This window comes from Candidatus Niyogibacteria bacterium CG10_big_fil_rev_8_21_14_0_10_46_36 (assembly GCA_002772995.1).
Classification (GTDB): Bacteria; Patescibacteriota; Minisyncoccia; order 1-14-0-10-42-19; family 1-14-0-10-42-19; genus 1-14-0-10-46-36.
This window is the reverse complement of record PFCO01000003.1, coordinates 74253-88758: the sequence shown is the minus strand read 5'-3', so window position 1 is coordinate 88758 and position 14506 is coordinate 74253. Positions and strand designations below refer to the sequence as shown.

The window sequence follows — 14506 nt, the reverse complement described above, 5'->3', positions numbered from 1 at the left end:
AGTAATTAAATCCGGAGCTGAAAGAGAATTATGTCGAAGTTTGTTTTAAGTGTCCTAGATTTAATATTTTACAAGAGTTATTCTTACGATAATGAACGAAGGAACAATCACTCGTTTAACTGATCGAGGATTTGGGTTCATCGCGCGCGAGGGCGAAGAAAAGGATCTTTTCTTCCACTCAAGCGAGCTGCAAAACGTGCAGTTCAACGAACTCAAAGAAGGCGATAAAGTTACGTTTGAAGTGACCGACGGCCCAAAAGGCCCGAGCGCTACAAAAGTAAACCGAGTATAATAAACACAAAAAGCACCCATCCGGGTGCTTTTTGTGTTGCGAATGATAAAAAGCTGATGCGAGAACATGTCTCAATAAAACGCTAGCCTTATGGCTAGCGTTTTATGTTATGTTGTTTTTATGTGTAAGGAGTAATAAGAATATCGCTCATAATAAGAGGTGGACACGCGCCTAAAAATATGTTATATTCCCAAAGTACTTTTTAAAAAAAATATACCCAGGAGGCCACGTTGACATTTCAAGAAAAGCTAGAAAACTATGCGGACATCACTGTTTCATATGGGTTGAATATTCAAAAGGGGCAGTTGCTTTTCATTATGACGGAGCCGATACATAGAAATTTTGCCGCACTTGTGGCAAAAAAAGCGTATAAGAAAGGAGCGCGGTATGTTGATGTTTCTTTTTCGGCGTATATGGAGTCGGATCCCGTCATTACGGATGTGCGCTTGCGGCATTCTTCCGAAAATGATATAGCGTTTCTACCGCCATACATAAAAGCCCGCTATGATGAGCTCGTGCAGAGACGGGGGGCAATGCTTTCTATCAGGGGGAGCGAATTTCCAGAATTGTTTTATGGAGCTGACGCGGGCCATATTAGCATGATGCAAAGGCAAGTAAAACAATCAAGGCATAGCTTGCATGAGAAAGGTATCGGAGAAGCGGCGATGCATTGGTGCATTGTTGCCGCAGCAACGCCGCAATGGGCAAAACAGATATATCCTCATATGTCTTCAGAAGAAGCAGAAATGCGGCTTTGGGATGATATTTTTTCCATTACCCGCGCTTCACACTCTGACGGCGTTAATCGTCTGTGGAAGCTGGATGCGGAACTGAAGCGCCGCGTGAATATACTGAACGAAATGAAGATAGACCGGTTTCATTATCAGGGACCGGGAACCGATCTGGAAATAGGACTTTCGCCTTTATCAATATTCACCGGAGGCGCTCAAATCAGCAAACGAAACGCTACATTTCAGCCAAATATTCCGAGTGAAGAAATATTCACATCGCCGGACCGCAAGAAGGCAAACGGATATGTGCGGGCAACCAAACCCGTTATGGTGAATAATCAGCTGGTAGAGGGGCTTGAGATGGTATTCAAAAACGGCGTCCTTGTATCTTTTTCTGCCACAAAGGGGGATTCCATTTTCCAGTCGCTTATTGATACGGACAAGGGCGCGCGAAGAATCAACGAACTCGCCATTGTGGGGATTGATTCCCCGGTTTTTCAAAGCGGAATTGTATTCAAAGAAACGCTTTTTGATGAGCAGGCGGCGTGCCACATAGCCCTAGGAAACGGATTTGCTTTTTGTTTTACGGGATACGATAGCATGGCTCCAGAAGAACTGAAAGCGGCGGGATTAAATGCGAGCCTTATACATCAGGACATTATGATATCCGACGAACACACAGATGTTTTTGCAATTACCCATTCCGACAGAGCTGTGCAGGTCATAAGAAAAGGAGAATTTATACTCTAATACAAAGACGGCGCTTTTATGCGCCGTTTTATTTATTGACAAAAGAGTAAAAAAATGCTACCATATTCCACATGAGCATATTAATATAGAGGAGGCACCTATGAGCAGCCGCTCAGAAGTTCTGATAGATGTGATGATGTTAGATGCGATGTACCAAACTGCTGCCATGGACGCAGACGAGGGAGTGGAATCATACAGCATGCTAGTTAACGTCGTTGATTTTTTGGTGGGCATGGTGGGGAGCGACAAAGAGGGCATCCCCGAGCTTATAGAGAAATGCAAAGAAAAAAGAAAGAAGGGGGAATATGCTGTCACGGTTCCCATCGGCATTGCGCTCTGGTTGCTTAAGAAATTCTTTGACCTATACGAAGAAATGCTTGATGCCGGGATGAGTATCTATGATGTTATTGAGGGGAATAGACACTCACCAAGCGCACAATTGCATTAATAATGATACCGCCGGCCACGAACCGGCGGTTTTTTTGTGTTTATCCGGTTATTCACATATTTTATTTTTCCCAGACGGTGTACGATACATATATGAATGGTATTGTCAAGAAAAAATTCCTTTTCGTATCCATAGATGGCCTTATCACTGATATTGCCTGGCAGGTAATCAGGGAGGGGCATGATGCCCGCTATTATATTGAGTCTACTCCCGACCAGGATATTGGTGATGGATTTATTCCAAAAACGGACGACTGGCAGAAGGATGTAGAATGGGCAGATGTTGTTGTCTTTGATGATGTGCTGGGGATGGGTAAAAAGGCTCAAAAGCTCCGGAAAGACGGCAAGCTGGTGGTTGGGGGTACGGCCTATACCGACATGCTTGAAGATGATCGTTCATTCGGACAGGAAGAACTCAAAAAAGCAGGCGTTCCTATTTTGCCCTACCAAAGCTTTTCTTCCTTTGACGAAGCAGTCAATTATGTAAAAACAAACCCAGGACGCTATGTCATCAAATCAAGTTTGGATGCACAAAATATCAAACAGCTTCTGTTTGTCGGTGAAGAAGATGACGGGCGGGATGTCGTCCAGCTTCTTGAGGCGTATAAAAAATCGTTGTCCAAAAAAATAAAACTGTTTTTGCTGCAAAAGCGGGTGGTTGGCGTTGAGGTTGGGGTGGGCGCCTTTTTTAACGGTAAAGAATTTATATATCCCATTAATGTCAATTTTGAGCACAAAAAACTTTTTCCTGGAGATATAGGGCCCTCAACAGGAGAGATGGGAACAAGCATGTTTTGGAGCGCTCCAAACAAGATATTCAACAGTACGCTTAAAAAAATGGAAAGCAGGCTTGCCGAAGAGGGATATGTCGGCTACATGGACCTTAATTGTATCGTGAATGCGAATGGCATTTACCCGCTGGAGTTTACGGCACGCTTCGGGTATCCCACGATAAGCATCCAGCAAGAAGGCATCCTCAATCCGATTGGAGAATTTTTATATCAGCTTGCCGCGGGCGAACAAGTAAAACTCCGTACCCGGAGCGGCTTTCAGGTAGGCGTTCGTCTGGTTGTTCCGCCGTTTCCATTCTATCGGGATATCAAAACATTCGAAATAAATTCAAAAGACGCGGTTATCTTTTTTAAAAAACCGCAGCGCGATGGCATTCATATAGAAGATGTAAAAGAGGTGAATGGGGAATGGGTTATCACCGGAACATCGGGGGTTGTTCTGATAGTGGTTGGTATTGGTCAAACCATGAAGCAGGCAAAGGTGCAGGCGTATAACCGGATAAAAAATATCATGATGCCGAATATGTATTACCGTAAAGACATTGCGGATAGGTGGTTTGAGGATAGCGATAAGCTCCACAATTGGGGGTATCTCCGAGATTTATAATACCTTCCATGTTTTCGTCTTCCAGTGCCTATATTCTTGCTTTTCTTGCGCTTCTCAATCCGTTCGCGCTTTTTTTGTATTTACAGCCGGTCATGTCCGCGCTCTCGCGGAAAGATTTCTTAATTGTGCTCGCGAAAGCGTCGCTTATCTCATTTTTGATATTTTATATATTTTCACTTACCGGCACATTCTTATTTGAGGATATTTTTAGGATACATTTTGAATCCTTCAGAATATTTGGAGGAATTATTATCTTTGCGCAAGCGTTTTTGTTTGTGGTGCAGGGGCGGTTGGCGCTATTAGGCATGAAAGAGAGCCTTGATGACCTTGCCTCAGAAATAGCGCTCCCATTTTTTGTGGGAGCAGGCACGATTTCCGTAAGCATACTGATAGGGTCTGAATTTAACGCAATGGAGGGCTTCTCCGTGCTTTTTTTGATATTGTTCATTAATTACATCTGTATTTTCGTTCTCATGATGCTGAGGGAGCTGTTTTCCAAGAAATTAAAAGTTGCGTTTGATAAGGTTATGGGGATATTGCTTCGGTTAAGCGGATTTTTTATAGGAGCGGTGGGTCTTGATATGGTGGTGACGGGAATACGGCGCCTTTTTTTCTAGGCATTTGGGGCACTTACACCCATAGGGTTTTATATAATCATTAAAATAACTTCTTCCATAGTCATACGAAAGCTCCTCTCCAGGCTTAATGTTCCGCTTTGCGTAGATAAAAATATGTCTCCGCACAACATCCGCTTCGCAATTCGGCCGGCAGGAGTGATTGATGTATCGTGCGATATTTTTACGCGATATGCCATCCACTGTCCAGCGCGAATTTAACTCAAAAAGATATCTGCCGTTATTTTTATCCGCTTCCTCATTGGTAATAATGGGACCGAAGTATTCAATAATAAAAGACCCTCGCTTGATGTAATCATTAGTAAAAAGACCGAGACCCGTCTTGCTTCGTTTTACAGAAAGGGAGTATTTTGATTTTCGTACCGCTTGTTTTTTTGGCATGGTTCATATTATGCAATATGACTTTATGCCTTGCAAGTATTTTGGAAGAAACAAAAAAACCCGCGTTACGCGGGTTTTTTTGTCTGTTTAGTATCGGCGTCGTGGTGGACGGTTCTGCCGGTAGCAGTCTCTGCACTGGAGTTTGTCCATGCGCGCAGGGTCCGGTTCAAACGGGAGCTCCTTGATGTCGCCTCCGCAGTTTGAACATTTCCAGTTGCCTTGATACATTTTGCGCTCCATAGGGCGCTTGTCGTCTTCGTAAGCCACTGTAATGTATGATTTGATTAATAATTATGACCTGTAAGCAAACTTGTAGAGTAGGTCGTATGTGCCGGCATACTCGTTAAGTCCAGCAATTAGCCCATTATACATCATCCCAGGCTTTTGTACACAATAGAAAACCCGCATAAATATGCGGGTATGTGTTCATTAATGCGATGTCATATGCCGAGATTGTCCCATTCGTTTTAAGAATAGGTAATGAGAGTGTATTGCGCTCCAGAATGTTTTATTCACGCGGTAGCGAATACCGAATTTTTTGCATGTCTTTTCTACGATGGGCGCGATACGCGGGTAATGAATGTGGCTTATCCGATGGAACAGATGATGCTCTACCTGGTAGTTTAATCCTCCGAGATAAAATGTTAAAAACGGATTGTTGGGCGAGAAATTAACTGTTGTTTTGAGCTGGTGGACCATCCATTCGCTTGGTATGCGCAGTGTTTCGGGGTTAGGAAGCGGGTGCTCCGTTTCATTCATAGAGTGTGCGAGCGAAAAAATAATTGCCGCTACAAATCCTATACTGAATATGCCGAACGCATAGCAGGCGAGCACAGTCCACCATGAGTGATACAGCATTGGAATAATGAACGCAAGATTCCAAAATATTATCTTGCCTGCCCAAAACATAACTCGGTCCATAAGATTGATGTGCGTTCCGTTTGAAGACGGCAACAAACTTCTTTTAAATGCCTTAAAGTCAAAATGCCATCTAAAAAATATCAATCCATATAAAAACCAGAGATAGATATGCTGGTACGCATGCATCCGACGTCGTGGCTGATCCGGAGCCATGCGGGCAAGTATGCCAAAATCAATATCGTCATCTTCTCCCTGAATGTTGGTATATGTATGATGGGCTATATTGTGGCTCTTTCTCCAAAAGAATGAGCTGCCGCCGATAATATCAAGTGTATAGCCAAAGATATAATTAACCCATTTTCGGCTTGAGAGCGCTCCGTGGTTTGCGTCATGCTGGACATTGAATCCTATTCCTATGGCCGCAAACGAAAGAAGAAGGGTATATAGAATTGCTTCTATCCATGTATGTGTCGTAAAAACGAGTAAATAATACGCGCCTCCGAACCATGCAAGCATGAATGCCGCTTTCAGGAACATGAGCGGATGATCCCTCTTTTTCTCTCCCGTTCTTTTGAAATAGTCTTCTACGTTTTGCGTGAGCTCCCGGCTAAATTCCGCTTTTTTTTCGAATGTTATATTGTCTCCGATTCTCATTAGAATCTCCTTTGCAAAGAACAGATATGGTTTTTAGTATACAATAAAAAATCACTCTTGAACAGAGTTTTTGTGTGATGTTGTATGTAATATCACATGGCCAGTTGTTTAATGTCTATCCTTGCCAGAAAGTGCGCTCTCGCATTATCATATGACTATGATATTTCATCACCGACATAACGACGGAGAAGTCTGCAGCGGTTGGTGTTGCCGGGGCGGCAGTCTTTCGTGGGGGATATTCTTTCTCTTGCTCGGGCTCTTTTTTCTTGCCCGGGAGATGGGATGGATATCGTTTAGCGTCTCTTTTTGGCCGGGATTGTTCATTGTGCTCGGCTTGTATCTTATCATTCGACGAATATAATACACTATGAAAATTTTTATTGCGGTGCTTGTTGCGGCGTGCGTCGTTGCATTTGGATGGTACATGTTGCGCGGGCCACAGCAGGCAGACAATCCCGATTCGTCCAACGGGGTAACAGATACCAGTAATAATCAACAAACGACTCCCGACACATCTGCTGAAGACGGAGCTCGTGAAGTTTCTATGCAATTTGCAATTATTAAAGAGGGCACCGGAATTGGTGCGGAGAAAGGCGATGTGGTAACGGTACACTACACCGGCTGGCTTGAAAACGACACAAAGTTTGATTCAAGCGTAGACAGAGGGACGCCGTTCAAGTTTATTTTAGGTGCGAGAGAAGTTATCCCCGGCTGGGATGCGGGCGTTGAAGGTATGAAAGTGGGTGAGGTGCGGAAACTTGTTATACCGCCGGAGCTGGCATACGGCGAGCGGGGCATCCCGGGTGCGATACCGCCTAACTCCACGCTTATTTTTACGGTAGAAATGCTCGCCATTAATTAATTTTTTATTCAGCAGTATAAGAAAAGGTCGGGGACAATATTTCGAATAGCATGTTGCATAAAATCTCATTCATCCTTCTTGTTGTGGGGGGACTTAACTGGCTCGTGTTTGCAATTTTCGATTGGGAGATAGGGACTATCTTCGGGGGGTCTGATGTAATTATTTCAAAAATTATTTACATATTAGTCGGTCTTGCAGCGGTATATCTTCTTGTCACCCACAAGAAAGATTGCAGGCATTGCATGGGGAAGGGAAATGCCCCGCAAGCGCAGGCGTAGTTGATTCTTGTTTAAAAGCGGCTCTATGCGAGCCGTTTTTAATTATCTATGATACAAGGAATGCAAATAAAACGGGTCTTGTATGTTGTATCTTTTGTTGTTCTCGGATGTCTCCTTCAGTTGCTGATACACGCGGGAGTTGAGATGTGGTACATCTCGCTTCTTCTTCGGGACTTCCCGCGCTTTAGCCTGGGATTTTCCTGGGAGATTTGGTTCTTGATACACCATATCGGCGCTGGCGTTCTATTTGTAGCCGGCATCGTATTCGGCTGGTGGCAGGGGCACTATTGGTGGAAGCGGATATACGAAAAGAAAAACCCATGACACAAGATGCATTATCTATAAATCATTTACGCAAGGGGTATGGCAAAACGCTTGCGGTGGACGACGTTTCGTTTTCTATAAAAGAAGGCGAGTTTTTCGGTTTTTTAGGTCCGAATGGCGCAGGCAAAACAACGACTATCCAGTGTATTACCGGGGTGAGTAATTTTTCTGAGGGCGATATCGCAGTATTCGGATTTGATGTAAAAAAACAATATCGTGATGCGCGTTTGCAGATAGGCCTTTCTCCGCAAGAATTTACCATAGACCTTTTTATGAAGGTAAAAGATGTTTTTGATTACATGGCGGGCTATTACGGAATGAGGGGAGATGAGCGTAAAAAACGGGTTACGCACATCATCCACACATTTGAGCTTCAGGAACACGCAGAAAAACAATTTCGGATGCTTTCAGGGGGGCTGAAGCGCCGAGTGATGATGGGTCGCGCACTGGTGCACGACCCAAAGTTGATTATTTTAGATGAGCCCACCGCAGGAGTGGATGTAGAATTGCGGCACGATATTTGGCGATATCTGCGCGATCTTAATCGGGCCGGAAAAACTATTTTACTGACATCGCATTATCTGGAGGAGGTGGAAAAGCTATGCAGCCGCATAGGCATTATTTACGGCGGGAAAATGGTTGCGCTGGGAGACAAGGAGGATTTTCTTGACGGAGGCAAGACATTAGAAGAAAAATATTTTGAAATAACAGGCAATCATGCAAAGTAGTATGAAGGTAAATTGGATGGGTGTGTATATGCTGATACGGCGCGAGACTGACCGGTTTTTTCGCGTTGCGATGCAGGCTTTTTTGACACCGTGGATATCCGCGCTTTTGTATATTTTTATTTTCGGCTTTATTGTCGGGCAGCGCATCAGTGTAATAGGGGGCATATCCTATATTGAGTTTGTGTTGCCGGGTATTTTAATGATGAATGTTATCTCTTCCGCATTTTCACAGACTGCATTTACGCTCTATATCCAGCGTTTTACCCGAAGCATTGAAGAGATACTTGCAGCTCCTTTTTCGCATGCCGAAATGATTATCGGGTATGTAGTAAGCGGTATATTCCGGGGGGTTATCGTGGGGCTTGGCATATTTATTATTGCTATATTCTTTCATGCGGCAAACATATCTCATGCAGGGCTTTTTATTTTTTATGTATTAGCTGTTTCTGTCGTATTTTCTTTGGTGGGACTTATAGTTGCATTGTGGGCCGATAATTTTGAACACCTCAACATTCTGAATATATTTGTCATTATGCCCCTGAGTTTTTTAGGGGGTGTATTTAACTCCATTTCTATGCTGCCACCACTTATGCAGCATGTCGTGCGGTTTAATCCGTTCTTCTATTTTATCGATGGCATCCGTTATTCCATGATAGGCGTTCGGGAGTCCCACGCTATTATTGGAGCTGTTATTATTATTGGACTTATGGCGGGTCTTACGGTGCTTGTATATTATCTTTTCCGAAAAGGATACGGTTTGCGTCAATAGAAAAATTGCCCTACAATGTTAAGAAAAAAAGGAGGAACATTGTGCTTAAAAAAATAATACGGCCGATATATAAGATGGAAGACGGAACGGTTATTCGCTGCGCGATAGCAGGTATGATAGTAGCGCTTATCTTGTTTTCAGTAAGTCAGATTTTTAAATATTAATGTTTCCTTTGTGTGTTATCTAAGGCGCTCCCGTAAAGTGGAGCGCTTTTCTTTTTTGTATATTTGTGGTACTGTGAGTTGATTTTGACAATTTACATATGGAGGTATGTGTTGATGGAATGGTATGACCACGTCATGTTTGACTCCGAAGCAAAAAATATTTCTGATACTGTAGATGCTTTTTTACGGGATGAGGCCATGCCTGTTATCGCTGGCTTTGAAGAGCGCGCAGAGTTTCCTCATGCGCTTGTATCTATCATGGCGAAGATCGGGCTTTTTGGCGTCACGATACCTGAAGCATACGGTGGGAGCGGCTTCAACAGCAAGATAGCGTCGCTTATCGCGCGCAAGATTGCCTATGTATCCGGAGGGCTCCATCTGATCTGGACCGCAAACAGTTCTCTTGCTGCGTTTCCTATTATGTATGCGGGGAATGAGATTCAAAAAAAGAATATTTTGCCTCTTCTTGCAAGCGGAGAAAAGCTCGGATGTTTTGGTTTGACGGAAGCTGAGGCAGGCTCGGATGCGGCATCGCTCAGGATGCGTGCAACCAAACAAAAACGCGGATGGGTGCTGAACGGTTCTAAGATTTTCATTACGAATGCGTACAATGCTTCCGTGGGTGTTTTATTTGCGCGCACCGGCTCTGGGAGGCATGATATCTCAGCATTCATTATTGAGAGCCATACGCCTGGCTTTGCTGATATAGTGGGCGTTACGGTCAACAAAATAGAGAAACACATTCTTGCATGTTCTGATTTTTGCGAGATAGTGTGCGATAATGTTGTTCTGCCCGAAAGCGCTCTTTTGGGTGAGGAGAATAAGGGATTTAAGATAGCAATGGCCACGCTTGATGGCGGACGGATAAATATCGGAGCTCAGGCGCTAGGCATTGCGGGAAGAATATTTGATGAAGCGCTCGTATACACCAAAGATAGGCGTCAGTTCGGCAAGTCTATATGGGATAACCAATCCGTTCAATTTCATTTTGCTGAATGGCACGCGTCACTCCTTTCGGCATGGTTTACTGTTCTTAGTGCGTCTACAATACGCGATGAGGGAAATATAGCGATCACGCCAATCGCATCTGCGGCAAAATTGCAGGCAACGGAGTCTGCGTATGCTGTTGCGACGCGTGCAGCCAGATATCTTGGCGGCATGGCGGTGACAAAGGATATACGGATATTTTTACGCGTATTTGAGACATTCAGCACGACTATTTATGAGGGCAGTTCGGAAATGCAAAAGAAAGTCATTGCACGAGAACTGAAACACCAATAAAAAAACAAGAAACCGTTCCGCGTACGTGGTGCGGTTTTTTTATTGCTTGTTTTTTTGAAAGAATCATGCACAATAAGGGTATATTTCGTTCATTAAAAGGAGGCTCTTAGCCGTGGAGCAGAAGCAGAATAAGAGATTTGTGCTGGACACGAGCGTGTTGATTCACGATCACAAGGCCTTGGAACATTTTAGTGAGCATGGGCATGATATTGTTATTCCTACATGGGTGGTTGACGAATTGGACCGGTTCAAGCACGAGCAAGGATACCGAGGAGTTAACTCGCGAAAAGCGTCTAAGCTTCTAGAAAAGATGGAACATGACCGGAGATTGCGGATTGAGTTCCGTACATCCAAAGAGGCAGAAGCCGCAAAAAGCATGGAGAGCAACAATGATTTGCGTATTATTTTGTGCGCAAAGTATGTCCAGGAGGAGCATGCCGGCGATACGGTCATATTGGTGAGCAAAGATACAAATTTGCGCATTAAGGCAAGGGCATGCGGTATTGCCGCCGAAGACTATAAAAGTGACAAGATTATTTCTTCTATTGCCGATCTGTATAAGCATCCGAAAGAAGTTCAGATAGAAGATGGGGCGTTTCTCGATAAGCTATTAAGGGATTTTAATATAGTTGTTGACGAATGGAAGGAGTTGTATGGAAGCGAATATTACCCAAATGAATGCTGTCGCTTTATGCTGCGCGATACGGAGCGGTTTGCGCTTGCGCGGTTTTTGAATGGCAAGTTTCATAGAGTAGATAAGCCCCAAATTCCTCCGAAAGATAAGCGCAGAGAATTTGCATCAATCCATCCCATCAATGAGGAACAGGCTTTTGCCTACCACCTCCTTACAGCGCCGGAAGTGCATCTGGTGACATTAGCGGGCGATGCCGGCACGGGCAAAACCCTAATCAGTTTACTCGCGGGCGCTATACAGGTAAAAGGAGACCTGTACGATCAGATATTGGTTTTTCGTCCAAACATTGAAATTGGGAGATCGCTCGGGGCGTTACCGGGGACAGTTGATGAAAAATTTGAACCATGGAAACAGCCTATCTTTGATAATCTTTCTTTGATATTGCGTTCTGATAAAGAGCTGTCGGCAGTATTCAAGAAAAACGGAAGCAAGGACAAGGACATCTCCAATGCGGGGTTGAGTATGCTTTTGAAAAGCGAGCGGATAGAAATTTCTCCCATCACATTCTTGCGCGGACGGAGCTTTAATCGTAAATTCGTTATTATTGACGATGTGCAGAACCTCACGCCGCAAGAAGTAAAAACGGTTATTACCAGAATGGGAGAGGGCACAAAAGTTGTTCTTGCCGGAGATGTGAGCCAGATAGACGACCCGCATCTTGATCCTATTTCAAACGGCCTTGCGTATACCGTTGCACGATGGCAGGGGCAGGATATTTTTGGCCATGTCGCCCTACAAAAAGGCGAGCGGTCGCGTCTTGCAGAGCTTGCCTCAAAATTGATGTAAACACAAAACCTCCCTATTCGGGAGGTTTTACTATTGGTTTTTCATATTGGTATAATGATGGGAGTATTATCATTAATCGTCCGAAACATGTATGAAAAGAATAAGCAGCAAAGAATTTGAAGAACATGTCGGCAAGGATTTATATAGCAAGGGACTGGATCAACAGAAACGGAATATCCTGGAGTCCGCTTTTTTGGGGGATAAAGATGAGGGGAAGATAACTCAGCGCGAGGCGGAACAGACACTAAAACACATAGAAAAAAACAGACACAAACTGAATTTGTCCGAAGACGATATAAAGAAATTCAGGGAAGTGCTGGACAGAAGAATGCGCTAACGTATAAGTAAAAAAACAACCCCGCGTCGGACGGGGTTGTTTTTTGTTGCTTATGAACGAGAGTCGTACGAATTTCGGGCGTTGCTGTAATTGCTTCGTTTCGGTTCAAATCGTTCGTTTTCGTCGTACTGAGAGCGGCTACGCTTTGGTTCAAACCGTTCATCTGGGTTGTATGCTGTAGTCGTATTGCTTGGCTCAAATTGCTCTTCATAGGTGCTGTGCCGCTGTTCTTGGCGCTTTGCTCCTTGATAGCTGCGCCCTCTTTCCTGCGGCTGCGGATATGGATAATACATCGGCTGTTCCGCGTAGCCGTATCCATAACGCTCCTTAGTTCTTATGTCGGTAAGGAGATAGCGGATAATCGCGATAATTACGAGAACGAGCAAAAGGAAGAGAAGCAGATAGAGGAATGTGGATGGCTCTCCGGTTTGGGTAGTGAATAGTGATGCAAGGAGGGTGCGGTTTTGTCCGGCTGTCGCGATGTTTATCGGGTTGCCGCTCGAGTCATATTGGATCTGTGTAGGTACACCTCCGCAGCAGCAACATGATGTTGGCTGTGTATTGGTTGTCGTAGTAATAACAGTCGGAGGCTGTGTCGGTGGAGTGCTTACAACGGTTACCGGGACTACCTGCACGGAACAATTTGCAGTATTGCTGCGTCCTTGTCCGTCAGTTGCGGTAACTGTTGCAAATTTTGTTCCGGTCGTTCCAAATGTTACGCTTCTGCTTTGGGTGAATCCGGTTACATCACCGGTCCATTGGAATGTTACCGGCGCAACGCCTCCCGCGTACCCTGCAACAAATGTTACAGTGTTCCCTATGGTTATTGTTGGGCTGCTTACGGAACACGCTACATTGAAGGTGCCGGTAATCGGGGGCTGTGTATTATCCACGAATACGGTTACTGAATCAGTCGCTGACTTCCCGTCTTTTGTGCAAGTAACGGTGTACGTTGTTTCAAACGATGGCGATACAAGCTCTGAGCCGGATTTTGATTTGCTCCCTGACCATCCGTTTGATGCACTGCAGTAATCTGCATTTGCCGAACTCCATACAAGAACTGTGCTTTCTCCACGATTGATAGTTATAGGGGCTGCAGTAATGTCTACGGTGGGCGTTATAGTCTGCACTGATACAATCACGCTATCGGATACTTGACCGGAATTATTGTAACAGGTGATAGTGTACGTCGTTGTGTTTGTAGGAAACACCGTTTGGCTTCCGGAGAGTGATTTAGAACCGCTCCATCCGTTTGTTGCTGAACATGAGGTTGCATTATTGGATGACCAGGTAAGCACCGAGCTGTTTCCTTGGTTGATAACCCCCGGGTTTGCTGAAATAGAAACCGTAGGAAGATTTCTCTGCACATTTACTGTTACACTGTCTGTTGCTACGCCGCCAGTTACTCCCGTACAAGTGAGCGTGTATGTTTGCTGGTTTGAAAGGTTGCCTGTTGATTGTGAGCCTGAAGTGCCAAACCACCCGTTTGGAGATACAGAGCAGCTTGCAGCGTTTGAAGATGTCCAATTGATCGTTGCTGAGCTATTCTCGGAAATAGTAATTGATGAATCGTTGCCATTTGCCTTAATGTCGGCGGTCGGACCCACTGAAGTGACCGTTACCGTTACGCTGTCAGATGCCTGTCCTGCGTTGTTTGAACAGGTGATAGTGTACGTCGTTGTGTGAAAAAGTGAGACAACTTGGCTTCCGAAAGTGTTTCGTGAGCCGTTCCAGCCTGACGCGCCTGATGCGTTACAAGTCGTTGCATTAGACGATGTCCAGGTAAGTACGCTTGGGTTTCCTTCAGCTACCTGGTTTGGATTTGCTGAAATAGATACCGTCGGCAATGATTGTGGTTCGGTTACGAATACCGTTACGCTGTCAGATGCCTGTCCTGCGTTGTTTGAACAGGTGATAGTGTACGTCGTTGTGTTTGTAGGAAACACCGTTTGGCTTCCGGAGAGTGATTTAGAACCGCTCCATCCGTTTGTTGCTGAACATGAAGTTGCATTATTGGATGACCAGGTAAGCACCGAGCTATTCCCCTCCATGATAGAGGATGGCGCGGCGGAAATAACAACCGTCGGCAATATCTGTGACTCTACATTTACTAATACACTGTCTGTTGCCGAAC

Annotated in this window: 18 protein-coding genes and 1 pseudogene (1 of these 19 running past the window's edge); 16 read left to right on the top strand and 3 right to left on the bottom strand. The window is 44.6% G+C overall.

What is annotated here, in order from left to right; all coding sequences use genetic code 11:
- The first annotated feature begins 91 nt into the window (after nucleotides 1–91).
- From COU47_01480 to COU47_01460, 5 genes are all read left to right on the top strand, one after another.
- The gene (locus COU47_01480; GenBank protein PIR69737.1) at nucleotides 92–292 is read left to right on the top strand and encodes a cold-shock protein; all 201 of its coding nucleotides are present in this window, start codon (nucleotides 92–94) and stop codon (nucleotides 290–292) included.
- Nucleotides 293–522: 230 nt separating this feature from the next.
- Nucleotides 523–1773, top strand: a complete 1251-nt coding sequence (locus COU47_01475) for a hypothetical protein (protein PIR69736.1) — start codon at nucleotides 523–525, stop codon at nucleotides 1771–1773.
- 100 nt (nucleotides 1774–1873) lie between these two features.
- Nucleotides 1874–2221, top strand: coding sequence for a hypothetical protein (locus COU47_01470; protein PIR69735.1), 348 nt, complete (start codon nucleotides 1874–1876; stop codon nucleotides 2219–2221).
- Between the two features lie 101 nt (nucleotides 2222–2322).
- Nucleotides 2323–3618: a phosphoribosylamine--glycine ligase gene (locus COU47_01465; GenBank protein PIR69800.1), complete on the top strand. Its 1296-nt coding sequence runs from the start codon at nucleotides 2323–2325 to the stop codon at nucleotides 3616–3618.
- 8 nt (nucleotides 3619–3626) lie between these two features.
- Nucleotides 3627–4235 carry a MarC family protein gene (locus COU47_01460; protein PIR69734.1) on the top strand — a complete coding sequence of 203 codons (609 nt, stop codon included), beginning with the start codon at nucleotides 3627–3629 and terminating at the stop codon, nucleotides 4233–4235.
- Here the strand turns inward: COU47_01460 and COU47_01455 are convergent.
- Together COU47_01455 and COU47_01450 are read right to left on the bottom strand one after the other, a co-directional pair.
- Complete coding sequence (locus COU47_01455; GenBank protein ID PIR69733.1) at nucleotides 4164–4634, bottom strand: SET domain-containing protein-lysine N-methyltransferase; 471 nt, start codon at nucleotides 4632–4634, stop codon at nucleotides 4164–4166. The two genes, COU47_01460 and COU47_01455, sit on opposite strands and share 72 nt — an antisense overlap.
- A gap of 429 nt (nucleotides 4635–5063) precedes the next feature.
- Nucleotides 5064–6149, bottom strand: a complete 1086-nt coding sequence (locus tag COU47_01450) for an acyl-CoA desaturase (GenBank protein ID PIR69732.1) — start codon at nucleotides 6147–6149, stop codon at nucleotides 5064–5066.
- Nucleotides 6150–6516: 367 nt separating this feature from the next.
- Here COU47_01450 and COU47_01445 point away from each other — a divergent pair, with 367 nt between their 5' ends.
- The 8 genes from COU47_01445 to COU47_01410 all read left to right on the top strand — a co-directional run bounded on the left by COU47_01445 (nucleotide 6517) and on the right by COU47_01410 (nucleotide 12372).
- A complete protein-coding gene (locus tag COU47_01445) occupies nucleotides 6517–7011 on the top strand; it encodes a peptidylprolyl isomerase (GenBank protein PIR69731.1) in 495 nt (164 codons plus the stop codon).
- Nucleotides 7012–7061: 50 nt separating this feature from the next.
- The gene (locus COU47_01440; GenBank protein PIR69730.1) at nucleotides 7062–7289 is read left to right on the top strand and encodes a DUF378 domain-containing protein; all 228 of its coding nucleotides are present in this window, start codon (nucleotides 7062–7064) and stop codon (nucleotides 7287–7289) included.
- 60 nt (nucleotides 7290–7349) lie between these two features.
- A complete protein-coding gene (locus tag COU47_01435; protein ID PIR69729.1) occupies nucleotides 7350–7613 on the top strand; it encodes a hypothetical protein in 264 nt (87 codons plus the stop codon).
- Nucleotides 7610–8341, top strand: coding sequence for an ABC transporter ATP-binding protein (locus COU47_01430; GenBank protein PIR69728.1), 732 nt, complete (start codon nucleotides 7610–7612; stop codon nucleotides 8339–8341). Before COU47_01435 ends, COU47_01430 begins: the two co-directional genes overlap by 4 nt.
- Nucleotides 8331–9110, top strand: coding sequence for a hypothetical protein (locus COU47_01425; protein ID PIR69727.1), 780 nt, complete (start codon nucleotides 8331–8333; stop codon nucleotides 9108–9110). The genes COU47_01430 and COU47_01425 overlap by 11 nt, the downstream gene beginning before the upstream one ends.
- A gap of 278 nt (nucleotides 9111–9388) precedes the next feature.
- A complete protein-coding gene (locus COU47_01420; protein PIR69726.1) occupies nucleotides 9389–10555 on the top strand; it encodes an acyl-CoA dehydrogenase in 1167 nt (388 codons plus the stop codon).
- A gap of 112 nt (nucleotides 10556–10667) precedes the next feature.
- Entirely contained in the window at nucleotides 10668–12035 is a 1368-nt protein-coding gene (locus COU47_01415; protein PIR69725.1) for a phosphate starvation-inducible protein PhoH, read from the top strand.
- Nucleotides 12036–12126: 91 nt separating this feature from the next.
- Nucleotides 12127–12372: a hypothetical protein gene (locus COU47_01410; protein PIR69724.1), complete on the top strand. Its 246-nt coding sequence runs from the start codon at nucleotides 12127–12129 to the stop codon at nucleotides 12370–12372.
- Between the two features lie 50 nt (nucleotides 12373–12422).
- Here the strand turns inward: COU47_01410 and COU47_01405 are convergent, their stop codons facing one another.
- Nucleotides 12423–12758 carry a hypothetical protein gene (locus tag COU47_01405; protein ID PIR69723.1) on the bottom strand — a complete coding sequence of 112 codons (336 nt, stop codon included), beginning with the start codon at nucleotides 12756–12758 and terminating at the stop codon, nucleotides 12423–12425.
- Between the two features lie 94 nt (nucleotides 12759–12852).
- On the opposite strand from COU47_01405, the gene COU47_01400 reads away from it, so the two are divergent.
- From COU47_01400 to COU47_01390, 3 genes and pseudogenes are all read left to right on the top strand, one after another.
- Nucleotides 12853–13404, top strand: a complete 552-nt coding sequence (locus COU47_01400; protein PIR69722.1) for a hypothetical protein — start codon at nucleotides 12853–12855, stop codon at nucleotides 13402–13404.
- 150 nt (nucleotides 13405–13554) lie between these two features.
- Nucleotides 13555–14058, top strand: a complete 504-nt coding sequence (locus COU47_01395) for a hypothetical protein (protein ID PIR69721.1) — start codon at nucleotides 13555–13557, stop codon at nucleotides 14056–14058.
- 27 nt (nucleotides 14059–14085) lie between these two features.
- Nucleotides 14086–14506, top strand: a pseudogene (locus COU47_01390) (hypothetical protein); it runs 500 nt beyond the window's last position.

Bases quoted from the DNA above. Each gene is read 5' to 3' on its own strand.
- COU47_01480 (PIR69737.1), top strand. From the start codon at position 92: ATGAACGAAGGAACAATCACTCGTTTAACTGATCGAGGATTTGGGTTC.
- COU47_01470 (PIR69735.1), top strand. From the start codon at position 1,874: ATGAGCAGCCGCTCAGAAGTTCTGATAGATGTGATGATGTTAGATGCG.
- COU47_01460 (PIR69734.1), top strand. From the start codon at position 3,627: ATGTTTTCGTCTTCCAGTGCCTATATTCTTGCTTTTCTTGCGCTTCTC.
- COU47_01455 (PIR69733.1), bottom strand. From the start codon at position 4,634: ATGCCAAAAAAACAAGCGGTACGAAAATCAAAATACTCCCTTTCTGTA.
- COU47_01450 (PIR69732.1), bottom strand. From the start codon at position 6,149: ATGAGAATCGGAGACAATATAACATTCGAAAAAAAAGCGGAATTTAGC.
- COU47_01445 (PIR69731.1), top strand. From the start codon at position 6,517: ATGAAAATTTTTATTGCGGTGCTTGTTGCGGCGTGCGTCGTTGCATTT.
- COU47_01440 (PIR69730.1), top strand. From the start codon at position 7,062: ATGTTGCATAAAATCTCATTCATCCTTCTTGTTGTGGGGGGACTTAAC.
- COU47_01435 (PIR69729.1), top strand. From the start codon at position 7,350: ATGCAAATAAAACGGGTCTTGTATGTTGTATCTTTTGTTGTTCTCGGA.
- COU47_01430 (PIR69728.1), top strand. From the start codon at position 7,610: ATGACACAAGATGCATTATCTATAAATCATTTACGCAAGGGGTATGGC.
- COU47_01425 (PIR69727.1), top strand. From the start codon at position 8,331: ATGCAAAGTAGTATGAAGGTAAATTGGATGGGTGTGTATATGCTGATA.
- COU47_01420 (PIR69726.1), top strand. From the start codon at position 9,389: ATGGAATGGTATGACCACGTCATGTTTGACTCCGAAGCAAAAAATATT.
- COU47_01410 (PIR69724.1), top strand. From the start codon at position 12,127: ATGAAAAGAATAAGCAGCAAAGAATTTGAAGAACATGTCGGCAAGGAT.
- COU47_01400 (PIR69722.1), top strand. From the start codon at position 12,853: ATGTTTATCGGGTTGCCGCTCGAGTCATATTGGATCTGTGTAGGTACA.